Here is a 22,073-nt window from a genome sequence, read left to right as displayed (position 1 = left end):
CAATAACAGATAAGGAACAATATGCCAAACAGCAGCATACTAGGCCGCGATGGCCTGTACTACCGCATCCCCGATTTTGACGAATTTGACGGGAGCAGTGATTTCAACATACAAGCGTACAACAGGAAAATGGTGGACGACTTGCAATTGTCTGATCTTGACACCAGCATCCGTCTTTTGCAGGATGACATTTACCAGAGCAAGGACAACTTTGATGCGGGCGGCTATAAGCCACAAATTTTTGACGTAGCGGATGGCACCAGAACACGCTTCATGCCAGCAGAGATGGATTTGAGATATGCGTCAGAAAATTCCCGATTTCCCGTGCCGATGAGTGATACTGTTGCAAACCCTCACTACACCTTTGGAAAAGCCACTTCTGCGACTAGACCAAACGAAAAAAGTAGAAGCGCTTTACCTCTTAACGCAAGCCAACCTGACTTTCCCCTAAAAAAAAGTAGCAATAGCAGGCTGGATGATTATGCGATGCAAACCTATGCGCGGGCAGCGGCTTGCAAGACTATAGACGAATGTGAACGCCTCAACGATCAGCTACGCACGCATGCAGAAAGCTTCAACAACGGATATGCCACCCTCAAGGACAGCGATCAAAGAGATGCCGCGGAAGAATACCGCCAGATGTCGGCGATTGCGTCCCGAGCATCCAATCTGACTGCTTCAAGAGCAAAATACCTTGCTACGCCGCCCGATTCGGTGGTACCTACTGTCTACGACCCTAATCTTCACTCTGGATATACCTATGCGGGTACAAGTATTCACCCGGTTTTAAGTGGGTATCAACGCAGAGATCCAATGACAGGCGCTGGCGTCAATTACATTTCCCCGGCCGTGATTACGCCATGGAGTAGTCCCTTAGTACAGAATGATCCGGGAACAAAAGAATATCTCGCGGATCTGGACTACCGCATGTGGCGTTTCCTGGCTACGGGCGCAGCACAATTCGCATCCGATGGTGTATTAAGCGCTGCGTTCAATGTACCGAGAGCTGCATCGTACACAATAAGAGGCCCCAGAACTGCCCCTGATTACCTGTCGCCAGGGCGCGCGTTTGCCACGGATGCCAAATACAGTGCCAGTCAGAAATCACTCACCGTGCCGGAGGTGGCGCACGATGTCATGTTGCCAGAAAGCGAGTTGCAGTCTGAAGGCTTATTTAAATTCAAACATCCCTATTCAATAGATACCCTGCCACCTGACTGGACAAACAAGCTGAATGAATTCAGAATGTTCCCCAGCCAGAACAATGCAGAGGGTATGGCACAACAGGCGGTGAAAGAAGCACAAAAAGAAGCACGAACCGGAATGGCAGCGGCCTTCATTGACAGAGAAGGTAAAGTGACGCTTGGTTATAGTAAGAATCCTCGTAAAGACTTGGGGTTACCTTATTTGGAAAATTCTTTTGTACAAGACCTGATCAACAAAAACAATTTACATCCCGATACCGCAGGATATCGTGGTGTTTGCGCTGAACCCCAGGTGTATTCCCAGTTGTTGAATAATAATGAACAACCCTGGGGCTTCATGGGGGCAGCTCAGTTCCATGATCCGACAGGTAATATCCGGGCTGCCTGCCGTAATTGCGGCTCGGTTAATCGCTATTTTGGTGTTGGTTATCGAGACGAAAATTTGGGAGTCATACCTCCCAAAAAATAGAGAATCTTTGCGTCACTTTATTTTTGTCGGCTGATATAAATTCCATTTGTTATTGTTAGAACTCATTTCATAAATAGGATGAGTGCGAACAAGACGATTTGGGATGCAGTGCAAGGCGTGGTCCGCTGCTAAGGCTCCTGCCTTAGCGAGGGCCACAACGCCGCAATGCGCCCAAATCGTCTGTTCCCGGAGGGTTTACCTCATAGCGTGTGCTGGACAGCGTTGGACTCGTTATCAATAGGCAAAGCTATTGACTGCCTCGTCCGCCTTGCCAGCCCACGCTATGAGGCAAACGCATCTCACCCTATTTATGAAATGAGTTCTAGCTACAATGAAGTTGTCAATTTTGAGATATAGTCGAAACATCGCTGAAAAATTTTGCAGATCGAAAAATGGCAACTGCATTTACGTCTTTTTATTGAATTGAACGAGCAAGTCACACACACGCATTTTAAATTGACGCAAAAGATAAATCAAAAGACTATCCACACGCTAATTTAACAGGGGAAACCAAATGTCCGATCTAGAAAATAAGCCGTCTTCACGCTGGAGTTCAGAGTCGCATGAACACCCTCTCGTTGGGAGGTATGAGCGCTGGAAACAAGGCGACTGGAGTGCTGATACTATTCTTGGCGATCTTGATTACCCAATCAATATAGCAGCAAAAGGCAATGAACCAGACATTGCTCAAATGGGCAGATTTGCCGAATTGATAGAGCGGCTCCCAGAAATCATTGTTGCTTCCAATTTGCCAGACGCACCAACTGAAGAGTGGAGGAGCAAGCACCCAGATTACCGACTCCTCAATGCGAAAATAGCTTCCTTGATTTTGTACGAGGATGGCAGTTTTTTTGTCAGGCTTGGTGCTTATCCTGAAGACGACTGGGCCCCTGGGTTTGATATTTCCCCCGACTTTAAAGTCACCTTGGCTGAATGGGGTGTTTGAATCAAAAAATAGGTGGCAATACACGTACAGGCTTTTAGCAGAAAAAGCAGCTTGGCGTCCATCACAAGGAAAAATCAAATGACTGAACAAAATAATCATCCATCTTCCTCCTTGTATTTCGAGTTGCATGAACACCCTCTCGTTGGCAATTATGCGCGCCGTAAACATGGTGGCTGGCGTGCTGATACTGTTCTTGGCGATCTTGATTACCCAATCAATATAGCGGCAGAGGGCAATGAACCAGACATTGCGCAAATGAGCAGGTTTAAAGAGTTGATTGCACTGCTGCCTGAAATCATTGCTTCATCCAATTTGCCAGACGCACCAACTGAAGAGTGGAGGAGCAAGCACCCAAATTACCGGCTCCTCAACGCGAAAATATCTTCCTTGATTTTGTACGAGGAGGGCAGTTTTTTTGTCAGGCTTGATGCTTATCCTGAAGACGACTGGGCTCCTGGGTTTGACATCTCCCCTGACTTTAAAGTCACCTTGGCTGAATGGGGTGTTTGAAGCACCAAGAACAGCCTCGACTTGCATCGCAGGCTTCCGCATGTTTGTGTTGCAATGCACCAGGTCACCGAATAAACATATTTTCATTGTGGAGAAATGGTGCGTCATGACGCACCATGCAAAACTGGTCACAAACCTTTCACTCTTGACGCCACTGTTACCGCTCCCGCTCCAGTAAAGTAGGGCCACGCGCGGCAATCTCCCTCTACCTGCGCGGCAGCGATGAATCCTTGTCGCCACAGTTCAGTCTTTCTTCTTCATCGTGGGCAGGTCATAACCCAGTTTATCGAGAACGGAGCAGGCCAGTTTCCCGCTTTGGTACAGGGCCTGCATTTCACTTTGTATGTCCAGCTCCTGTGCAAGTTCTTGGTCCACGCAAAAGCCATGAATGGCAAAGCTCCACCACACGGTTTGCAATTTCCCTTCCTTATCCTGGCGCGCGAGTACGTAAAAATCGTACTTGTCCCAATGGCCCTCCCAAGGCATGTGCCAGGCCCACAGCAAGGCCGGGCCACGCGTATCTTCGACATGCCCGATCAGGTTCTCCTGCAACATGAAATCGACCCAGAAATAGCTGGTAAAGTCTATCGTATTGGGCTTGGTCGATTTGGGATAAGGCGGCCCAGGGCGGATATCATAAATCGCTGCCTTGAACAGTACGACAGGGTTAGGTGGAACAGTGCTGCAAGCACTCAGGCAGGCCAGCATGAGGCCGGCGGGCAGGTAGCTTGCGCAGGATCGGATGAGGTTTTTCATCAGCCTATGGTACCTAAAATCGGCCAGGCAGGGTAGGGCGCATTGCAATGCGCCGCATGAGATATTTGTATTTCCGTGTTCGCATTCATTGCCGTGCACAAGGCTCACCTGCGGCGCACTATATTGCGCCCTGCATCACGGCATTTAAAAAAAATGGCATACAAAAATGATGTCATATCGCCAGTAGGGTGCGCCATGCGCACCGTTTCCCGTGCAATATTTTGCAACTATCCAATTAAAAATCCGGTGCAAATGCCCGCACACTGCAGTCTGCACAGTGTCATTTTCCTCCTGTTCCTGTGTTGGTTTCAGGCCGGTGCCTGGATGACGGCTGTGCTGTACAGTGAATGCAATTCCCAGCCCAGGCTGGCATACAGTGTGCGGCCCTGGGGTGTTGCCACCAGTGCGCCGCCGTGGATGCCGTGCCCGGCAGCGATGGACTCCAGTTGTTTCATCAGTAAACGCCCCAGTCCACGCCGCTGGTGTGCCGCTTGCGTTTCTATGCTGTCATAGATGGCGAGGCCATCGACCAGCACGATGCGCCCTGAGGCAGCTATTTCATCATCTATCGTCAGCACCCGCACCGTTGAGATGGACTGCGCCAGTGTGGCATCGAGTTTATATCCAGCTGGCAAATCCGGCACTTCTGGCATGCTGGACGCCAGTGTCATCATGTAACCGGGACGCTGCATGATCCAGTGTGCAGGCAGCATGGCCCTGAGTGCCGCGGCGGATGCGCAGGTCTTCAAAAAAATCCAGGGTTCGCTGATGGTATGGGCCAGGTCTGCAATGCCCGGCAGCACAGCTGGGAAGACATAACGCGCCTTTTGCTCAGGCCAGCCTACATCGACAAACCAGCCACCATGCTCAGCGACAGGCGTTGCGGTGCCCCGCGCCAGCGCCCAGCCCTTGAGCCAGCGCCCGACCAGCTCAGGGTCTGCCTGTAGCGAGGCTGCATGGTCTTCTTCTGGATAATTCAGATACTGATGGTCTTGGCCTTGTGTATTGAGGTGCGTGCTCATTGATTCATCCCTGAGTGTGGGTTGTTTTATTATACCCAGCTCGTATTGCCCATGCTTGTTCCCTGGCTTGTGGGCATTGCTGTCAAATCCATCCGGCCATCAAAAAATGCGCACACAAGTCTTGTAAAACCCGGCCATGAAAATAGAGCACTCCAAGCCCGACGTAACCGTAAAGTAGGGTGCGCCATGCGCACCGCTGTATGCGCAATATTTTGCAGGCATCCAATTCAAAACCCGGTGCGCACGGCGCACCCTACCGGACGTCGAACACACATATCAGGATTAACGCCGTAAGGTAGGGCGCAATGTATTGCGCCGCATGTCAAGTTCGTGCACGGCAAAGATATTTGGCTTGGGAATGCGGCGATCACATGCGGCGCATTGCAATGCGCCCTACAGTTGGTAGCAAATCAGTAGGGTGCGTCTTGACGCACCGTCTTTCGCTTTGCCCGCTCCTGATGATTGACGCGCCGCTTTTTGCCCTGATCGTTGGCGATATGGTGCGTCAAGACGCACCCTACAAAAAAACGACGCCATGCAGCAAGCAGGCGTCGTTTTTGCTATTCCTACCCGCGTAACGCATGAGCCTGGTGATCGGTTGACAGGCGACATGCCGTTTAGAACAACAACACTAAGCCCCGCATTCTGTGGTTTTTTGCGTCAACGCAAAGTATCCGACTGGCGTTTTTGGCTTACGTAGCGACACTACGAAATGAAATACGAAACGCAAAACCAAGCAAGCAACCCAAACATAAAGAGGGAAATATCATGAACAAACTGATCACCGCCATCATCGCTTCCACAGTTGTTATGGGTAGCGCATTTGCACAAACTCCAGCTTCTGCACCTGCCACTGCTGCCTCCAAGCCAGCAGCAGCCGCTGCCGCAGCGAGCGTCGCTAAATCTGCACCAGCCGCTAAAGTGGTCGCAGCTTCAGCATCTGCCAGCACAGCATCTGCCAGCGCAGCAACGCCAGCAGCAGAAAGCAAACCAGCAGCTTCTACACCAGAAGCCAAGCCAGCCAAACATGAAAAACATGTCAAGCATGGTAAAAAAGAAGTGAAAGCAGCAGGCGCATCTGCCGCAGCCAGCGCAGCATCGAAATAAGTCTTAAATAAGCATCAAATAAGTATAGCTTCAGATTGCATGCGGGCAGCCAGACGCTGCCGGTGAATCAAAAAACAAACCGCTCACAGACATATTAAGGATTATCACCATGAACAAGCTCATTACCGCCCTGATCGCTTCTACTGTTTTGATGGGCAGCGCATTTGCACAAACGCCTGCTGCACCAGCCAAGGCAGCCTCTGCTTCTGCTGTTGCCAGCACACCGGCACCCGCTGCAAAAGTCGCATCGGCATCGGCCATGGCTTCAACACCAGCAACAGCGGCGCCAGCAGCAGAATCCAAAGCAGAAGTCAAACCTGCGGTAGAGAAAAAAGCAAAGCATGTGAAGCATGACAAGAAAGAACACACGGACAAGAAAGCGGACGATGCCAAGGCAGCTGCACCAGCAGCATCCACGCCAGCAGCATCGAAGTAAGCCGCTAAGACTGCACCCGGGTGGGCTAACACAGCCGCAAGGGTTGCAATTAAAAAAATCGACGTGCCTCCGGTTTGGAGCGCACGTCGATTTTTTTTGTTGCCGCGAAGTGTCCTGGGTAAAATTTTTAGTTTATTATTCACTAGAAATCAACAGGCATTTCCCCTGACGCGATGGGCAAATTGTGGATGGGGCACCTGGCCGGGCGACAGATTTGCCGATTCAAACTCAACAGAAAAAGGACGCACGATGGAAGTACATGGCATGAATAATCCATTCCCTATACGGTCTACCTTTGGCGATGCTCCGGTGGGATCAGTGCTGATTTATGCAGGTGAGACCAGCTCACCTGAAGGTGAGCCACGAAATATTTCGCCCATCGAACTCTTGGGCTGGATGGTTTGTGATGGACGCACGCTTGAGCCTAGCCATTACCCCGAATTGTTTGCAGTGCTTGGTTACCGCTACGGTGGACAGAATGATCAATTCCGCATCCCCGACTACCGCCCTGATCCCTCATCCGGCACAGGTACCGGAACTTCCAAAGGCAATGACATAAGAGATGCGGCTTACATCATCAAGTTTAGCTATGGTCATACTTTTGTCAGGTAATATATAGTCAGCAGATACGATCAGCACAGCGCAATCGTATGCAGGACTAGTGGACTGCAACAGTGGAATCGAGAGTGAAAGACATGCGCCCGGCGCATCAGGGCAAGACGGCAGGGCCAACAGCACTACCAGGTAGGGTAGATGGTTTTTGTTGAGCTGGAGTTTTATCTGCGGACCTCAATAGAGTGGGCAAAATAGCGCAAGTCGTTATAGAGCAAAGGTGTAACAATGTTTTTTATGTTCGTATAGTCAAAATCAGTGTTCCCAAGTGTGGGTGAGCCACTCCGGCAAGCTTGCGCAAAGAGCCAGGCAGCGTGCCAATGCCTGCAACGGCAGGCTGGCAAAGGCGTGGGCATGCCCCATGCAAGCTGCCTGATGCAACTACTTTACAGAAGACGACATACGATGAACATCAGAACCTACACCAACAACGACTGGCCACGCCTGTGTGCCATCCACGACGCCGCACGCGTCTTTGAACTGCAAGCCGCGGGTTTGCCAGACGCCTACCTGAGCCTGGAACAAACCGGCAAGAATGAAGGCCTCTTCGATGGCGACATCGTCGTCGCTGAAATAGATGGAGAGGTGCAAGGCTTTGCCGCCTGGTGCCAAGGCGAGCTGACCTGGCTCTATGTTGATCCAGCCAGTTTCAGGCAAGGCACAGGCAGGCAGTTGCTGCGCCACGCCATCGCCGCCCATGAAGGCCAGCTCGATACCGAAGTCTTGCAAGGCAATGAAGCCGCACTCGCGCTTTATCTCAGCGAAGGTTTTACTATCGTTGAACACTCCCATGGCAAGCTCGCAGGCAATGAAGGTTTCAGCGCATCTGGCTATGTGCTGAGGCATGGGGAGGCCATATAATATACAGCCACCCGTAGGCAGCTTTATGCGCACGCAGGGGGGTAGTCGTAGGTACGGTTAGTACGTAGGTACGGTTAGCGCAGCGTAACCGTACGCATGTCAAGCGTCGCTATCTGAGGGGATTGAAAGTCACAGTGGCGACGATGCAGCGTTTTTGGCAAAGGGAGTGCAAAGTTGTTGAGATTGTTTTTTCTTCGCTAATTTGAGGGCTGCATATTTATTTTGAGGCATTCATGCGTACTCATGGGTACGATTACGCTGCGCTAATCGTACCTACCTGAGTATGCCTGTCGTGAGTGTTTTTAGGGGGCAATCACACTTACTCCCCGCCCTGGCAGGTCTGCGCCGCGCTGTCTTTTGGCCACGCATCCGGCTTGCGGGCAAGTGTGAATTCATGCAAAGGCAGAGGGGCGGGTAGTTGCGCAAAAGCGGCAGACTTTTCTTCCACACGGCGCTTGCCATTGTATGACCAGCGTACCTGGCTGTTGTCGAGATAGTTGATACTGCATCCGGCCAGCTCGTGCAGGATGCGCTCTATCTTGTCATCAGTCCTGATCTGCTTTGCCTTCATGCCGGCGAGTATCAGCTTTTCTCCCTTTTTCCTGAATTGGTAAGAATAGGTGATTTGCTCGCAGCAATCCTGAAAATCGATGGCATCGATAAACACACTGCCATTATCTATCCTCGCATACGTGCTGGAACTGTTGATGCCCTGTCTTGCGCCGAACAGGTCTGGCCAAAGCTTTGACCTGCCCACGATGCTGATATCGCTCCTCCGGTTAAGGTCAGTGTCTTTCGCACGCTTGTCTGTGTTTTGCAGTACCACCAGGGCAGAATGACGAACCAGTTCATCATCCCTGAAGCTGACAATCAGGGCATGGGTAAAATTGCCCGCCACCTTGCCTTCACCCCGGTACCGCTCAACAAATGGTCGGGCATCTCGCCATTGCTGCGTCTCAGGAAAAGCCGAGCGGATCAGCTGGATGATATTTTCAGGCAGGCTCTGCTCGTACAAAATCGTGTCTGCCCAGCTTGCAAGCGGCAGCAGGGTGCAGATCAATAACAACAGTACCCGTGTCATCCGGCTCCCCTTTTTATGTTTTGATCGCTTATTTTTAATCGATTATTTTTGATGGCTTTTTTGAGAGTGCAGATCAGGCGTAGCAAAAAATCGTCCAGATCGTGCCAAGCTAAAGCCCTGTTATCATGTGCTGATTTTATCCCTCATTTGAATAAAATGGAGTGCATCGCATGAAAATTCCTTATCACCTGTCGCGCCATCTGTTGTCCGCATGCCTGCTGGCGACGATCACCTTGTTTGCGACTGCTGCTGCGGCTAAAACCAAGGTCAAGACCCCTGAGCAGGCACTGGATCTGTCGCTGATCAATCTGATTGCAACGCCAGAGCGCTATCACGGCAAGCTGGTGAACGTCACAGGCTATATTTTCGTTGGCCCGGAAAAGATGGTCGTCTGTCCTTACCCGGTCGAAGTGTCCAGCAAGGACTGCGTCTGGATCAATATCGATTCTGGCCCCACTACCAGTGATGCTGATCAGGAGAGAATCTTCAAGAAACTGGCAGCGCTTGAAAAATTCAATAAAAAAACCGCGACCATCATCGCCAGATTTAATAAGAACCATCAAGGCCACTTTGGCGGCTGGTCTGGTGAGTTGACAAGGATAGTTGATGTGTATGATTACAGGGATCAGTCAGCGCGGGAAATCAGTGTATGGAAATAAGCGTGCGGAGATCTCTTGCAAAGAAACAAAATCACAGCCCACGTTCACCGACGATAGATGCAGCAAGTAATAAGTAGGTACGATTAGCGCAGCGTAATCGTACGCATGGTAGGTTGCACAATCAGTTATTCATTTCCCACCAGCTTGCGCCTGATCACATAGCCGCAGCAAGTCTGTATCTTTCCATATTTCTATAAACGGGCGTGCCGCTGAGAAAAGCGGGGTGGCTTCCTGGTGGCGCTGGCAGGCGCACAAGGCGAGGGCCAGATGGGCCTGGATTTCAACCGCAATAAACTTCATGGTCGGTGAACCAAAGTCTTTGCTCAACTCCAGTGAGAGTGTGAGTAAATTCAGCGCTTCTTTGGCTTTGTTATTCTTGAGACGGATCAAGCCCAGGCAATACAGCACGAAGACGCGCTGCAAATCCGACTGTTTGGCGCCTTCAATCTCTGCCATCAGCAAGGCGGCTCCTTCGGTATTGTCCAGCCTGCGCACCAGCGTCGTGGCGAGATCAACCGTATTGGCCAAGTTAGGTTTGAGCTTGTAGGCAGCATGCTGAGCTATTGCCACTTGCTGAAATTGACCTGTCACAAAATACACCGAAGCGAGCTTTCTCTCATATAAACCAGGTTCCAGAGTGTGGTCGCCTTTTAATGGCTCAAGACGGGCCAGGGCCGCATCAAGTCGGCCTTGACCGGCTTCTGCCGATGCCAGGCGAAAAATGATTTCATGATTGGAGATCGGTGTCTTGAACCAAGACTTCCATCGCGCCATAAAATGCATCGTACGCTCGACCTCTGCCCAGCGTAACATTGTGTGGGCATCCAGTGCACGATGATATAAAACCGTTGGAGTAATCGCCCAGATAAACCAGAGCAGGTGGATGACAAACAACAGCGCGGGTATTAGTGACCCTACACTATGGCCGCCAAGTATCGCAGCGGCGATCACCCACCACGCCAATAAAGGGCCCCAGATGCCCGCAGTATTCGCATATAGCATGGCGAGTGTGACAACCAGACTGGATTGTTTTTGCAACTGTAGCTCATGGTAGGCACTTGTTCTCAGTCGCAGTCTAGAGTTGATGTTGTCAAGATTGACCGCAGTTTTTTGGCTGTCTATAACCCGGATATCACGGTACGCCTGCTTCTCCAGCTTGTCGTAGGCAGCTTCAATGGAACTGGCTTCTACACGATCTGTGACGATGCGGCCTTGACTGTCTTTGGCGGTGAATTTGAATGCGTACATCGATCATTTCTTTCGGTCTTTTTTTGACTATACGTAGGTACGATTGGCGCAGCTTAATCGTTCATGGCACACACATATCAATCGCCACCACCAATCTCCACCGCCATGTCGCCGCACCAATCTACAGGATACACGCCGTCATGCACATAGTGGTGAAAAGTGGAATAGGGCCAGTCGCAAACGCGTTGGACCAGGCCGTGTTTTAATGGATTGGCATGTACGTAATCGACATGTCTTTGAAAGTCCAGCTCGTCGCGTATCAGATGTTCCCAATAGTGGCGCTGCCAGATACCGCGCTCACCTGCTGCCAGCCGTGCAGCGGAGAGGGATTCTGTTTTGGGCAGGGCGCGTGAGAAACCACTCTTGATGAGCCGCCAGCGCAGGCTGAAATTGCTGTCACCTTCAGGCAGGGTGAAGATGCAATGCATGTGTTCTGGCAAAACTACCCAGGCATCTATATGAAAGGGATATTTACTGCGCACATTTTTGATCACCTGCCGCAAGAGTCCAATCTTGCGTACCAGCAGATCATTGCCGTGTCTTTGCAGCAGATTGACGGTGAAAAACCATGTGGCTCCCGGGACGAATGCGCGGCGGTAGTTGGGCATGTGTATTTTTGGTGGGCTCAGGTGATTTTACGGGGGATCATGCGTACGATTACGCTGCGCTAATCGTACCTACGGGCTAATCGTACCTACGAGCCTACTTCCATTTTACTAAAACTGCCAAAGACATCAACAGGAACAGCAAAGATAGAAGAGCAGGGGTTTTCATTTCGTAGTATTTCTTGGCGGCTTCATCCTCGTCAATGGGGGCTATCCGGGTGAAGAAAAAAACTCGTAGAAATACAACTGCATACAATACCAGCGACCAAAAAAAACTGGCCGGGAATATACTACCTCCGTCGTCCATATTCAGCACTCTTACAGGGATTTTTATGATTTCACCCGACAAATTGACAAGTGCGTTGGTGAAATCGTTGCCGCTGCCAACCGTTAAAATGATGCAGAGTACTGAGAAAAAGAAGACAGGAAGAAAAATGGCGGCATATAGTCCTGCTGCAATCAGGGCTTTTAAAATGCGTAAGGTCTTGAGCTTGCCCGACGGTGTCTGGTTTGAACTGGTCATTACTTCTTAGTTTCTATACTGAGTTATTTTTTTCCGCGAATCGGTGTGGCTGATTTGGTGATGGTCCGCTCGTGTAGGTACGATTAGCGTAGCGTAATCGTACGCATGGTCAGCCGTAATTTTTTAGGCTGCTTCAAAAGCATGGCTGCTTTATGATGTTGAATCAAGTATACATCACACTTATGCAAAGAAGGATGGGCGGTGATCATGGGATTTGCTTGAGGCCTGTAGCTATTTCAGACATCTCATGCGTACGATTATGCTGCGCTAATCGTACCTACGGGTCTTTGCTTGGGAAATGTTCAAGAAATTACTTCATAATTTTCAGCGATAAGATTTTCCCACAATCTCAAACCGGATTCGAGATTGATGTTGTCCATTTTTGTTTTTTGCAATTCCTCTCCCATGTCTGCATCGCTATATTTGGTGAATATTGCATAGCCACTTGAAAATATCGAGGCTACATGCAGAGGGCCGTTCTCGCTACCACATTCCAGCCACGCGTCTGGATGTTCGTCATCGTGCGCAGCAAATAATTCATTGAGCGCATCCTTTAGATCAGTAAGCTCCGGATTCTGCTTTTCCACGCCCCAACGGCTTGTCAATTTAATCCATTCATGCATGATGAGTCCTTCGAATATTACAGCTTGTGTAGGTACGCGGTGACAGGTTTGCTTTACTTGCGCACGCCAGCCACACTCGCCCCAACTTGCTCGGCTAATTGCCGCGCCGCTTCTGACAATGCCGGAGCTACGGCTTCATAAGCTGGGCCGTTCAGGCGCACGGTAAACACTTGGTGTTCGCGCTTGAGCAGTTTGCGGCCTTGGTCGAGCACGACCCAGCTGGCTTCCAGTGTGAGCTGATCACCGCTTTGGATGAGTAGCTGATCGACTTGTACCTTGACCTGGTAGCGGGGCAGGCTGTTGCCTGGTGTCGTGGCTACGCCTGCGTTGATGCCGATGTCGGAGGAGAGCCAGGCGTCGGGCAGGTTTTTGCGCAGGTGGGCGGTGAGGGCGTTGGTCAGTTGTTCGTCCAGCGGGGCCAGCCAGCGTTGTTCGTCGCTGACGATGGATTCTGTGGCAGATTTTTGGATGACGAGTTGCTGGCGGTTCACTGCCTCTGGCAGTTTGACGGTGGCGACGACGAGTTCATACTGTGCCTCTGCCTGGCTGCTGCTGGCCACGGGGTAGTCGAGGCGGTACAGGTGTTCTACTGGTGGCGTGGCGCAGGCGGCCAGTAACAAGGTCGCCAGGCTGGCCAGGGAAATCGTCAGAACGTGTGTGCTTCGCATCATGGTTTTACCTTTTGTTTGCCAAACACCAGGGCGTCTGGATGGCGTTCCAGCATGTCGGCCAGGTTGGCGACGGCGCGGGCGGACTTGGCGACTTGCTTCAGTGATTCGCGCATGTCTTGTTGCAGCGGTGCGTCTTCTGCCAGCAGGGCGTTGGCGCTGTTCAGGGTGCTGCGCGCTTCTTTGAGAGTGGAGGTCAGCTCGGGCGTGACTTCTACATCAAGACGATGGACGAGTTTTTCTGTGCTGGCGAGGGTGGTGTTGAGTTTGGTGAGCGCCTGTACGAGCTCGCCAGAGATTTTATCGAAAGGCAGCTTGTCGATTTTCTTGGCGATGCGGCCTACGGTTTCCTGGATTTCGGCCAGGCCGCCACCGACGGTGGGCAGCACGGGGTAGTCGGTGCGCCAGTCCATTTTTGCCTGCGGTGCATCGGGGAAGAAATCAAGGGCGATATACAACTGGCCGGTCAGCAGGTTGCCACTGCGTAGCTGGCCGCGCAGGCCTCGGGTGATGAGGTGGTCGAGCAGCGATCTTTCTTTGGCTTCGGTATCGTCATCAGGCAGGCGCGTGCCTGTCCTGACCCTGGCCTTGAGGCGGTCTGGGTAGAGGCTGATTTCTACCGGGAAGCGCGGCAGGCGGCCATTCTCGGCAAATTCCACATTCAGGGATTTGACTTCGCCGATGACGATGCCGCGCAAATCGACAGGGGCACCTTTGGACAAACCGCGCAGGCTTTCTGGGAAATACATGAGGAAGCTGCGCACCTTGGTATCCGGCGCGCGCATAGCATGTTCGCGGTCTTCAAACAAGGGGAAGACGCTGCCTTCAAACGCGGGTTTGCCACCGGGCAGGGCATCATCATGTTCCTGGAAGGCGAGGCCGCCTTCTATCAGTGAGGTCAGTGATTCTGTGGTCACGCGCAGGCCATTGGCATCGAGCTGCATATCGACGCCACTGGCATGCCAGAAGCGGGTGTCTTCAGTCACGTATTGATCATACGGTGCATCGATGAAGACGCGGATGGTCACGCCCTTGCCGTCGCGGTCAAGCTGGAACTTGGTGACGTGCCCGGCATTGATGTGGCGGAAGAAGATAGGTGAGCCATAATTGACCGAGCCGGTCTGTGCACCATGCAAGACAAATTCACGGCCTGGTGAATCGCGGTTGACCAGTGGTGGTTCTTCAAGGCCGGTGAATTCATTGGTGGTCTCTGATGAGGTGCCGACATCGACGCTGATGTAATTGCCGGACAGCAGGGTAGAGAGGCCAGACACCGAGCCGCCAGAGATGCGCGGCTTGACGATGAAGAAGCGGGTATCGGTAGCGAGGATGTCTGCGGCACTCTTGATCAGTTGCGCCGTGATCAGCACACGCTTGCGGTCAGGCGAGAGGGCAATTGCCTTGACGTGGCCGACATCTACATCTTTATAGCGCAATTTGGTTTTGCCAGCTTCCAGCCCTTCAGCCGATTTAAAGGTGATGGTGATGACCGGCCCCTGGCTGGTCACGCTTTGCACCACCAGCCAGATACCGATGAGGGCGGCAATGACAGGCACGGCCCACACAAACGAGGGCAAACGCCGCCGTGGCCTGACCTTGACGACGGGGATGATGGCATCTACTGCATCGACGGTTTCTATAGTGCTTGCTGTTGCATTGCCTGTGCTGGCAGCGGCATCACTGCTGTCAGCGTTGGCGGGTTTGCCTGCCCCGGGGCCAGGATGTTCTGAAGTTGGATCACTCATGCGTCTTTGCTACCCAGATTAAACGTGAATCAAAGCTTTGTGCCGACAGCATCGTCAGCACCACCACCGCACCAAAGGCCAGCGCACCGCCGCCGGGGTGTACCGCTGCCAGGGATTTAAACTGCACCAGCGCCACCAGCACTGTGACGACATACACATCCAGCATGGACCAGCGGCCCACCGCTTCTACCATGCGGAACAGCTGGGTGCGCTGCAAGGGGTTCCAGGCAGATTTTTTCCAGCAGGTGTAGAGCAATAGACTGATGGAAAACAGCTTGAGCAAAGGCACGACGATGCTGGCAAAGAATACCAGCAAGGCCAGCGGCCATGAGCCGGTGTATAACAAGACCAGCACGCCGCTCATGATGGTGTCGTCCTGCGTACCAAAGATGGTATTGGTTTGCATAACGGGCAAGAGATTGGCGGGGATGTAGAGTATCGCCGCAGCAACCAGGTAAGCCAGGGATTTGGTCAGGCTGTCTTTATGGCGCAAATGCAGGGAGGCACCGCAGACGGGGCAGTGGGTAGCGGCCTCGTCATGAGTGCAGCACAGGGCTTCGCAAATGTCGCAGGTGATCAGCCCGGCAGAGGCACCGGTCTGGCCTGCCAGCCCGGTAGCGGGGATGTGGCGGTATTCTTGCTCAGACATGGCTCACCCCGGTGGCTGCCTTGCTGGCTTTGGCGGCGTGTGCCCACAGCCAGATATTGCGCGGCGTCAGCACCGAGGTCAGCGCTGCCGTAAAAAAGATCAGCGAGGCGCAAGACCACAGGGCCGGGCCAATGACGATGTCGGCCATGTGCTGCAGCTTGACCAGCGACACCAGCAAGCCCAGCATGAAAATCTCGACCATGCTCCAGGGCCGCAGGGTCTGCAGCGCACGCAGGGGCGCACCCAGCGCCAGCCTGGCATCACCAAAACGAATCACATACAAGAGATAGACCGCCACCGAAATTTGCAGGGCCGGTGCCAGCATGGTGGTGATGATCACCAGCAGCGAGAGAATGTGCATGCCATCATCCCACATCGCCAGCGCCGCATGAAAAAGCGTAGTATCCCGCGTGACCTGCTGTACCTTCAGCGACAGCAGCGGGAAGCTGTTGAGCAGTAATAACAGGATCACCGAAGTGATCGCCAGCGCCAGCGCCACGTCAATGCTGGCAGTGCCATTGCGGTACAAGATAGCCCGGCAACGCGGACAACTCGCCGCCTCACCCGTGGCGACCGGCACATCCGCACAGACCAGGTCGCATTCATGGCAGACAATAAATTGATGGGCAGGCTTGATGGCGGGCTTCACGTTATGGTGCAGGGTCAGGTGGAAATCAAGGAAATAGGGCAAAAACGACAGTATATGAGTGTAATCAATTTTGAAGATTAATCATAGAATAACGGCGGTGGCAGCGGTTTATTGTGATTTTGCCGGGGTTTCAGGGGCTAAAGCAGGGATTGCGGCGTGTAAGTATCTTGTTTCCCCGATGGGGAATTATAAGCACATCACGGCATGACCGTGACGCAGGGCGCATTGTAATGCGCCGCATGAGGTGCTTGCATGCCTGTCGCGATGTATGACCAGGACTCAAGCCAGTAGGGTGCGTCTTGACGCGCCATCGTTCTTCGCGCTACTGATGATCGACGAGATGGTGCGTTGTAATGCACCGTATGGTAACGTCGCATGCCGGGTAAAATTCATTACCGCGCACTACAATAATATGCTGTAGTGTTAAACATCGCACTTTCGGGAACTAGCCGGCAATGATTAAACATACCTTTGAAAACTTGATTGAGAAAAAATGTCATGGCCGCTTTAATCGTTGATTTACCCAAAAATCGAGAGCTGCTGGAAAATGGCACCGCAAGCATACTTGAGCAAGATTTGTGCGCTCAGTTTGCCGCTCATGTGGAAGCAAATTATCCTTGGCATATTTCTGGAGTCAGGCTTGATTGGAAAAATATACCAAATGCCAAAAAATTAGCTTGGAATGAAGTCAGTGATGAAGAAACAGAGTTGTTTGTCAGTAGCACCCGTTTGGGGGTGTTTACTTATGTAGCTGTGATATTCAGTGGATCACAGCCAGGCTTGATATGCACACTTCAATTCGCCAAACAGAATATTGATTTGTTGACTTTTCATTGTCCTGGTCTTGCTTACATTGTTGCTTTAAGCGATTTGGAGAATAAAGTTTTACAAAATGATGTTTTTATCGAAATCGACGGAGCCCGGTGGATTTCTGGTGTCGGAAAGTAGAGTGCATCTTGACTCACCGTTATTCATCGCATCCGTGATGGTTAACGAGATGGTGCGTTGAAACGCATACATGGACGCCCCCCATTTGCAAGAGCATTTTCAAATTAAACCTGACATAGTCGATTGCAGCCATACATTCGGTCTTTATTGCAGCCGCTTGATGACTGCTGACGCATGATGAAATACGCTGATGGTCGCTCAATCACCCTATCGTGCTGATCGCACAGTGCGCCGAACGAGCTATTGACCATCCCGGTCTGACCTGTCCTGTCTTCATTTGAGTTTGCCCAAACAATCGGTGGTGTGCTCCGTTTCTTTGTCTTTGCTGCTATTTTTCCTGCTACTGCATGACGTTTTTACTTCACCTGGCTTCCTGCCTCGCCCCTGCTTTGTGGTTGCTACTGTTCTTTCAAACCGTGCTGATCATGTGCAGACGTCGTTGGTCTGCGCATGATCAGCACGGAATACTTCTCCGCTCTGCAGCATCGCCCAGATCCTCCTGGCATTCTTGGCTGCCAGAGCGCACACGGCGATGTTGTGTCCCCGCCTTTTGGCCAGTTTTACGACCCAGTCTTCGGCATAGGCCGGTTTGTTGATCCTGGCCTGCAAGACGGACCTGGCCCCATGGACGAGGAGTTTGCGTACATAACCATTGCCTCGCTTGCTGAGCCCCAGCAGAACTTGTTTGCCACCACTGCTGTGTTCCCTCGGTGTCAGCCCCAGGGCATTGGCAAACTTGCGTCCTTCTGTAAAGTTCTCTGCCCGTCCAAAGCTGCCGATGATGGCGGTGGCGGTGAGGACGCCTACGCCGGGGATGGTTTCTATCAGTTTGCAGGCGGGATTGCTTTGCAGTACTTGTTTGATCTGTTTCTCTACTTGACCAATTCTTTCTTCTAACTCACTGAGATACTGCAGTAACTCATCGACCAGGCCGTTGAGTATGCCGAGCATGCCGCGGCTTTGCTCTTGCCAGAGGGCGACTTCACGGCGCAGGTGGCGCAGGCCGGGAGTGAGTATCTGACCAAACTCAGCGAGCAGGCCCCGTATCTGGTTGGCGGTCGCAGTACGGTGTTTGACCCAGGCTTCTCTTACTCTGTGCAGGGCTTGTATCTGTTGTTCTTCACGGCTGCGTATCGTCACTCTCTGGATACTTTCTCTTACTGCTGCTTCTGCGATACCTGCGGCATCTCTGGCATCGGTCTTGTTTCCTTGTACAAAGCCTTTGACGTACTGGGGTGCCATCAGTTTGACATCATGCCCAAGTGACTGGATCTGCCGCGCCCATTCGTGAGCTCCTCCGCAGGCTTCCATCCCTACCAGGCACGGTGGCTGTGATGCAAAGAATCCCATGACTTCGCTACGCTTGAGTTTCTTCGACAGGAGCTTCTTGCCTCGGGCATTGGCACCATGAACTTGAAAAATACTCTTTGCCAAATCCAACCCAATTACGGTAATCTTTTCCATGACGCTTCCCTTCTGTTAAGTAGTTTGTCGAAACTCTACTTTGGCACATCACGATGCCGTTTGGGAGGGGGGCGTCCATTTCATTACCCTACAAGCCAGGGATCATTTGATGGCAACGGATGTTCTCTGTGCTTTTTTGGCACAATAAATTTGGCCTGACCCAAAAAAATCTGGCAATTTCATTTCTGCTCTATGCCACAATCCGCAAACAAAGCCATGACTTCATCAAACTTCGCTTTTGCCTGCGCACTCTGCGTGGCATCACTGCTATCGTACTGATGATAAAAAACCGGGTCGCCGATTTTTTTGTTGGCCCAGTCCATGTCGAGGCGGCTGTTGCGTCTGATTCTGAGATAGATGCTGACGGAATCCAGATAGCTATCATCATCTGCCCGTTCTTTATCAGCCTGCTGCCAGGTCACCCAGGTGTGCATGTGCTCAAACGGCACTTTCACTGTGCGGTTTTTTGCGGGGAAAAACCGATAGGCTTCTTCTGCCACCAGCAGCTTCTGGCTGCAATCGAGATGCAGGGTCTTGGTGGCGGCATGCTGCTTCCTGGTCATGTAATCACGCACCGGGGTTTGCTTGCGCAGCGACAGCCAGACGCCAGTCGCATAGGCCAGTGAGACAGCGTACATATTAATGTCTGAATTTGGCATGTCGATGAAATTGCGCAGCACCAGAGCCAGGATCACAAAAGCTGGATACAGCATCAGACTCCACAGCAGCGGCCCCCAGAAGAACAAGCTGACCAGCACAGACCACAGCGAGACATCGTGGATGACGATCTTGAGCATCGTTAATTTGCTCTTTTTCCTGAGCGCGTACAGCAATTCACCTTCATTGATGCCATAGCCGCCACCGTGTTCATACTTCGTCTCGATTGCAAAATTCATGTTGCTCATTCACGACCTTGGTATTGTGTAGCTGTGCTGCATATTTGCAGGGAACGTTATAACGCACCCCACAAACCGCTTGTTACTTCATCTTTAGGGCTTTTGCTAAGATGGGTACGGGCCTGCACCGGGATGACCTTGGCACAGGAAGCGGGAATGGAAATCCATCAACAAACGAAGAAGTGGCTTTGACGCCGCGCCACTGTATGCAAGCGCACGATGCCTCTGTCTTACCTTTACCTGCCCATGTTATGAGGCGAACGCACCTCATCCTCTTTGATGAAATGCGTTAGGGTCATCTCTGAAGGCTTACCTAATAAATAGCCTTGAAGTTCGTCAACGCCCAAATCGCGCAATTTATCTAATTGCGTGTGCGTTTCTACTCCTTCGGCGATAACCCGCAAGCCAAATTTATGTGAAATCAAAAGTGCGCCTTCAATGACGGCCATCGATTTTTCGTCTGAAAACATCACAAAGCTTTTATCTATTTTGATAGCATCCAGAGGGAACTTACGTAAGCGCGACAATGACGAATAGCCAGTGCCAAAATCGTCCAGATGAATTTCTACGCCCAGATTATGTAAAGCCGAGAGTGTTGTTAATGTCTGATCCATATTGCTTTCGTCAAATACACTCTCGGTCACTTCAATGACGAGGTGATTTTCTGGCAGGCCAGAGTTTTTCAAGGCAGTTCGTACTTCATTGACATAATCTGCCTGTATCAGTTGCTTGATGGAGGTATTGACAGCTACCTTTGGCGCTATTGCGGACGGATGCTGTTGTCGCCATAGCTGCGCCTCTTTGCAGGCCTGTGTTAGTACCCAATTTCCTATTTTTAAGATGTGACCAGATTCTTCAGCCAAGGGTATGAACTCTACGGGAGAAACCGGGCCGAATTCTGAAGAATGCCATCTGAGCAAGGCTTCAAATGCGACGACTTCGCCTGAAGAAGCAGATACGATAGGTTGAAACACGAGCTTTAGTGAGCCGTCCATGTGCGCTTGCGACAGGGCGATGGTCAGTGCCAATTTTCGTCGCTGTATGTCGGACAGTATCTCTGAATAGAAAACAACCCGGCCTCGTCCCAAACGCTTGGCCTCTGATGCTGCAATATCCGCGTAACTCACTGCTTCAGAAAGTTTTGCAAGCGAATAGGCGCATCTTTCAAATACACCGATGCTAGCCCCTACCTGGAGTTGGCGACTATTTATCTGAAAGGGCTGGGACAACATGGTTTGCAGATATTTGCATGCAGCCGATGTGCGTCCATCCGAGACTTCTGGTCCAACCAGGGTAACTACAAATTCGTCACCTCCCCATCGGCAAACCGCATGTCTCTTTGATCCCCACTCCAAAGCCAATTCATCCACCAATTCTGCCAGGCGTTGGGATACCGCTTGCAGTAAGAGATCGCCCCAGTCATGCCCTAATCCATCGTTGATCTGTTTAAAGCGATCAAGATCAATGAATAAAACAAGCTGGTGTTGCAGGGCACTATCTGATTCGGACGAATCTTCTGCTATTCCGCGACGATTTAGCAGGTTGGTCAATAGGTCATAATTGGCAAGGTACTGGAGTTTCTTTGTCCGCTCTTCTACGATCTGCTCCAGTTCGGTATTTATTTTTGTAATTTCTGCATTTTTACCCGACAACTGCTGTATCAAATCCTCATTGCGCATGGATAAAAATAATGAACGCTCAAGCAGCCTGTAGTTATTTTCGTGGCTGCTTATCATTACCCAGGCAAATATAAAACCCAAAATAGCGATGGTGATAAAACTGGGGTCGTCCAGCATCAGCATTCGAATACATGCGGGGATAATTAATAGTCCGATGTAGATTTTCCCGGTTCTTCGCAGGGAGGCAAGTGAGCCCGTTGCACCGCCTGAGAGTGCCGAAAGGATGATGATAATGGCAAATTTATCCTTGGCTGCAAAAACAGGTAAGCCCATCCATGCGACGATGACCCATACTATTGCCGAGCCCACGACGAGAACATGATGAATTTTGATTTGGTGCTCGGGCACCGGCAAGTCGGGGTGCTGGTTGACATGCTTGCGGCAGTAGAAATACCAGCTGACGCGGAAGCCAGAGTAAAGAAGGGACCAAACCAGCCACCACCAAAACCAATTTGATGCCGATGGGTTGACGATCGCTGCAACGCCAAGAATTGCAGCCGTATTCACTACCAGGCCTCTGGGATGATTACGGAGAACTTCTTGCCAAATTTGCACTCTAAAAGCCAACATAGCCGCACACACATTCGCCTGATAACGTTTCCATAATATGTCAATTCACGCGATTTCTCTGTTACTTTCTGTAAACAAGATCGCCATCTTTTTAAGAAACTGTTGCGATATTAAATGCACGCCTCGACAAAGTTACTGCAAA

At 51.3% G+C, this 22,073-nt stretch carries 23 protein-coding genes; 9 read left to right on the top strand and 14 right to left on the bottom strand.

Features of this window, described 5'->3' with window-relative positions:
• Nucleotides 1-21: 21 nt before the first annotated feature.
• The 3 genes from UNDKW_RS21215 (at nucleotide 22) to UNDKW_RS21205 (ending at nucleotide 3,130) form a co-directional block, all read left to right on the top strand.
• On the top strand, nucleotides 22-1,674 hold the full coding sequence (locus tag UNDKW_RS21215; RefSeq protein WP_162060342.1) for a hypothetical protein: 1,653 nt from the start codon (nucleotides 22-24) through the stop codon (nucleotides 1,672-1,674).
• Nucleotides 1,675-2,188: 514 nt separating this feature from the next.
• Nucleotides 2,189-2,620 (top strand): hypothetical protein, encoded by a 432-nt coding sequence (locus tag UNDKW_RS21210; protein ID WP_162060341.1) that lies wholly within the window; start codon nucleotides 2,189-2,191, stop codon nucleotides 2,618-2,620.
• A 78-nt stretch (nucleotides 2,621-2,698) separates the two neighbouring features.
• Nucleotides 2,699-3,130 carry a hypothetical protein gene (locus UNDKW_RS21205; protein ID WP_162060340.1) on the top strand — a complete coding sequence of 144 codons (432 nt, stop codon included), beginning with the start codon at nucleotides 2,699-2,701 and terminating at the stop codon, nucleotides 3,128-3,130.
• Between the two features lie 243 nt (nucleotides 3,131-3,373).
• Here UNDKW_RS21205 and UNDKW_RS21200 read toward each other — a convergent pair whose 3' ends face one another.
• Nucleotides 3,374-3,886, bottom strand: coding sequence for a hypothetical protein (locus tag UNDKW_RS21200; RefSeq protein WP_162060339.1), 513 nt, complete (start codon nucleotides 3,884-3,886; stop codon nucleotides 3,374-3,376).
• A gap of 308 nt (nucleotides 3,887-4,194) precedes the next feature.
• Complete coding sequence (locus UNDKW_RS21195) at nucleotides 4,195-4,908, bottom strand: GNAT family N-acetyltransferase (RefSeq protein ID WP_162060338.1); 714 nt, start codon at nucleotides 4,906-4,908, stop codon at nucleotides 4,195-4,197.
• Between the two features lie 768 nt (nucleotides 4,909-5,676).
• On the opposite strand from UNDKW_RS21195, the gene UNDKW_RS21190 reads away from it, so the two are divergent.
• The 4 genes from UNDKW_RS21190 to UNDKW_RS21175 all read left to right on the top strand — a co-directional run bounded on the left by UNDKW_RS21190 (nucleotide 5,677) and on the right by UNDKW_RS21175 (nucleotide 7,924).
• Nucleotides 5,677-6,015 (top strand): hypothetical protein, encoded by a 339-nt coding sequence (locus UNDKW_RS21190; RefSeq protein ID WP_162060337.1) that lies wholly within the window; start codon nucleotides 5,677-5,679, stop codon nucleotides 6,013-6,015.
• 109 nt (nucleotides 6,016-6,124) lie between these two features.
• Nucleotides 6,125-6,451: a hypothetical protein gene (locus tag UNDKW_RS21185; protein ID WP_197892963.1), complete on the top strand. Its 327-nt coding sequence runs from the start codon at nucleotides 6,125-6,127 to the stop codon at nucleotides 6,449-6,451.
• 249 nt (nucleotides 6,452-6,700) lie between these two features.
• Nucleotides 6,701-7,063, top strand: a complete 363-nt coding sequence (locus UNDKW_RS21180; RefSeq protein ID WP_162060336.1) for a phage tail protein — start codon at nucleotides 6,701-6,703, stop codon at nucleotides 7,061-7,063.
• Nucleotides 7,064-7,468: 405 nt separating this feature from the next.
• Entirely contained in the window at nucleotides 7,469-7,924 is a 456-nt protein-coding gene (locus UNDKW_RS21175) for a GNAT family N-acetyltransferase (RefSeq protein WP_162060335.1), read from the top strand.
• A gap of 319 nt (nucleotides 7,925-8,243) precedes the next feature.
• Here the strand turns inward: UNDKW_RS21175 and UNDKW_RS21170 are convergent, their stop codons facing one another.
• Nucleotides 8,244-9,005 (bottom strand): hypothetical protein, encoded by a 762-nt coding sequence (locus UNDKW_RS21170; RefSeq protein WP_162060334.1) that lies wholly within the window; start codon nucleotides 9,003-9,005, stop codon nucleotides 8,244-8,246.
• Nucleotides 9,006-9,175: 170 nt separating this feature from the next.
• On the opposite strand from UNDKW_RS21170, the gene UNDKW_RS21165 reads away from it, so the two are divergent.
• Nucleotides 9,176-9,664 (top strand): hypothetical protein, encoded by a 489-nt coding sequence (locus UNDKW_RS21165; protein WP_162060333.1) that lies wholly within the window; start codon nucleotides 9,176-9,178, stop codon nucleotides 9,662-9,664.
• A 129-nt stretch (nucleotides 9,665-9,793) separates the two neighbouring features.
• On the opposite strand, the gene UNDKW_RS21160 is transcribed toward UNDKW_RS21165, so the two are convergent.
• The 8 genes from UNDKW_RS21160 to UNDKW_RS21125 all read right to left on the bottom strand — a co-directional run bounded on the left by UNDKW_RS21160 (nucleotide 9,794) and on the right by UNDKW_RS21125 (nucleotide 16,374).
• A complete protein-coding gene (locus UNDKW_RS21160; protein WP_162060332.1) occupies nucleotides 9,794-10,912 on the bottom strand; it encodes a hypothetical protein in 1,119 nt (372 codons plus the stop codon).
• 77 nt (nucleotides 10,913-10,989) lie between these two features.
• Complete coding sequence (locus UNDKW_RS21155; RefSeq protein ID WP_162060331.1) at nucleotides 10,990-11,520, bottom strand: transposase; 531 nt, start codon at nucleotides 11,518-11,520, stop codon at nucleotides 10,990-10,992.
• A 94-nt stretch (nucleotides 11,521-11,614) separates the two neighbouring features.
• A complete protein-coding gene (locus UNDKW_RS21150; protein WP_162060330.1) occupies nucleotides 11,615-12,040 on the bottom strand; it encodes a hypothetical protein in 426 nt (141 codons plus the stop codon).
• A gap of 302 nt (nucleotides 12,041-12,342) precedes the next feature.
• Complete coding sequence (locus UNDKW_RS21145; RefSeq protein ID WP_162060329.1) at nucleotides 12,343-12,663, bottom strand: hypothetical protein; 321 nt, start codon at nucleotides 12,661-12,663, stop codon at nucleotides 12,343-12,345.
• Nucleotides 12,664-12,716: 53 nt separating this feature from the next.
• Complete coding sequence (locus UNDKW_RS21140) at nucleotides 12,717-13,334, bottom strand: membrane integrity-associated transporter subunit PqiC (RefSeq protein WP_162060328.1); 618 nt, start codon at nucleotides 13,332-13,334, stop codon at nucleotides 12,717-12,719.
• Nucleotides 13,331-15,076 (bottom strand): intermembrane transport protein PqiB, encoded by a 1,746-nt coding sequence (locus UNDKW_RS21135; protein WP_162060327.1) that lies wholly within the window; start codon nucleotides 15,074-15,076, stop codon nucleotides 13,331-13,333. Before UNDKW_RS21135 ends, UNDKW_RS21140 begins: the two co-directional genes overlap by 4 nt.
• On the bottom strand, nucleotides 15,069-15,725 hold the full coding sequence (locus tag UNDKW_RS21130) for a paraquat-inducible protein A (protein ID WP_162060326.1): 657 nt from the start codon (nucleotides 15,723-15,725) through the stop codon (nucleotides 15,069-15,071). The genes UNDKW_RS21135 and UNDKW_RS21130 overlap by 8 nt, the downstream gene beginning before the upstream one ends.
• A complete protein-coding gene (locus UNDKW_RS21125) occupies nucleotides 15,718-16,374 on the bottom strand; it encodes a paraquat-inducible protein A (protein ID WP_162060325.1) in 657 nt (218 codons plus the stop codon). Before UNDKW_RS21125 ends, UNDKW_RS21130 begins: the two co-directional genes overlap by 8 nt.
• A gap of 498 nt (nucleotides 16,375-16,872) precedes the next feature.
• Between UNDKW_RS21125 and UNDKW_RS21120 the strand changes: the two genes are divergently transcribed.
• A complete protein-coding gene (locus tag UNDKW_RS21120; protein ID WP_162060324.1) occupies nucleotides 16,873-17,322 on the top strand; it encodes a hypothetical protein in 450 nt (149 codons plus the stop codon).
• A gap of 423 nt (nucleotides 17,323-17,745) precedes the next feature.
• Here UNDKW_RS21120 and UNDKW_RS21115 read toward each other — a convergent pair whose 3' ends face one another.
• From UNDKW_RS21115 to UNDKW_RS21105, 3 genes are all read right to left on the bottom strand, one after another.
• The gene (locus tag UNDKW_RS21115; protein WP_162058097.1) at nucleotides 17,746-18,786 is read right to left on the bottom strand and encodes an IS110 family transposase; all 1,041 of its coding nucleotides are present in this window, start codon (nucleotides 18,784-18,786) and stop codon (nucleotides 17,746-17,748) included.
• Nucleotides 18,787-18,965: 179 nt separating this feature from the next.
• The gene (locus UNDKW_RS21110; RefSeq protein ID WP_162060323.1) at nucleotides 18,966-19,682 is read right to left on the bottom strand and encodes a hypothetical protein; all 717 of its coding nucleotides are present in this window, start codon (nucleotides 19,680-19,682) and stop codon (nucleotides 18,966-18,968) included.
• Nucleotides 19,683-19,918: 236 nt separating this feature from the next.
• Entirely contained in the window at nucleotides 19,919-21,868 is a 1,950-nt protein-coding gene (locus UNDKW_RS21105) for a bifunctional diguanylate cyclase/phosphodiesterase (protein WP_162060322.1), read from the bottom strand.
• Nucleotides 21,869-22,073: the final 205 nt, after the last annotated feature.

It is taken from the genome of Undibacterium sp. KW1 (assembly GCF_009937955.1).
Classification (GTDB): Bacteria; Pseudomonadota; Gammaproteobacteria; order Burkholderiales; family Burkholderiaceae_D; genus Undibacterium.
The sequence above is the reverse complement of the archived record's forward strand: the minus strand, read 5'-3'. Positions and strand labels throughout refer to the sequence as shown.

Bases quoted from the DNA above. Each gene is read 5' to 3' on its own strand.
- UNDKW_RS21215 (WP_162060342.1), top strand. From the start codon at position 22: ATGCCAAACAGCAGCATACTAGGCCGCGATGGCCTGTACTACCGCATC.
- UNDKW_RS21210 (WP_162060341.1), top strand. From the start codon at position 2,189: ATGTCCGATCTAGAAAATAAGCCGTCTTCACGCTGGAGTTCAGAGTCG.
- UNDKW_RS21205 (WP_162060340.1), top strand. From the start codon at position 2,699: ATGACTGAACAAAATAATCATCCATCTTCCTCCTTGTATTTCGAGTTG.
- UNDKW_RS21200 (WP_162060339.1), bottom strand. From the start codon at position 3,886: ATGAAAAACCTCATCCGATCCTGCGCAAGCTACCTGCCCGCCGGCCTC.
- UNDKW_RS21195 (WP_162060338.1), bottom strand. From the start codon at position 4,908: ATGAGCACGCACCTCAATACACAAGGCCAAGACCATCAGTATCTGAAT.
- UNDKW_RS21190 (WP_162060337.1), top strand. From the start codon at position 5,677: ATGAACAAACTGATCACCGCCATCATCGCTTCCACAGTTGTTATGGGT.
- UNDKW_RS21185 (WP_197892963.1), top strand. From the start codon at position 6,125: ATGAACAAGCTCATTACCGCCCTGATCGCTTCTACTGTTTTGATGGGC.
- UNDKW_RS21180 (WP_162060336.1), top strand. From the start codon at position 6,701: ATGGAAGTACATGGCATGAATAATCCATTCCCTATACGGTCTACCTTT.
- UNDKW_RS21175 (WP_162060335.1), top strand. From the start codon at position 7,469: ATGAACATCAGAACCTACACCAACAACGACTGGCCACGCCTGTGTGCC.
- UNDKW_RS21170 (WP_162060334.1), bottom strand. From the start codon at position 9,005: ATGACACGGGTACTGTTGTTATTGATCTGCACCCTGCTGCCGCTTGCA.
- UNDKW_RS21165 (WP_162060333.1), top strand. From the start codon at position 9,176: ATGAAAATTCCTTATCACCTGTCGCGCCATCTGTTGTCCGCATGCCTG.
- UNDKW_RS21160 (WP_162060332.1), bottom strand. From the start codon at position 10,912: ATGTACGCATTCAAATTCACCGCCAAAGACAGTCAAGGCCGCATCGTC.
- UNDKW_RS21155 (WP_162060331.1), bottom strand. From the start codon at position 11,520: ATGCCCAACTACCGCCGCGCATTCGTCCCGGGAGCCACATGGTTTTTC.
- UNDKW_RS21150 (WP_162060330.1), bottom strand. From the start codon at position 12,040: ATGACCAGTTCAAACCAGACACCGTCGGGCAAGCTCAAGACCTTACGC.
- UNDKW_RS21145 (WP_162060329.1), bottom strand. From the start codon at position 12,663: ATGCATGAATGGATTAAATTGACAAGCCGTTGGGGCGTGGAAAAGCAG.
- UNDKW_RS21140 (WP_162060328.1), bottom strand. From the start codon at position 13,334: ATGATGCGAAGCACACACGTTCTGACGATTTCCCTGGCCAGCCTGGCG.
- UNDKW_RS21135 (WP_162060327.1), bottom strand. From the start codon at position 15,076: ATGAGTGATCCAACTTCAGAACATCCTGGCCCCGGGGCAGGCAAACCC.
- UNDKW_RS21130 (WP_162060326.1), bottom strand. From the start codon at position 15,725: ATGTCTGAGCAAGAATACCGCCACATCCCCGCTACCGGGCTGGCAGGC.
- UNDKW_RS21120 (WP_162060324.1), top strand. From the start codon at position 16,873: ATGGCCGCTTTAATCGTTGATTTACCCAAAAATCGAGAGCTGCTGGAA.
- UNDKW_RS21115 (WP_162058097.1), bottom strand. From the start codon at position 18,786: ATGGAAAAGATTACCGTAATTGGGTTGGATTTGGCAAAGAGTATTTTT.
- UNDKW_RS21110 (WP_162060323.1), bottom strand. From the start codon at position 19,682: ATGAATTTTGCAATCGAGACGAAGTATGAACACGGTGGCGGCTATGGC.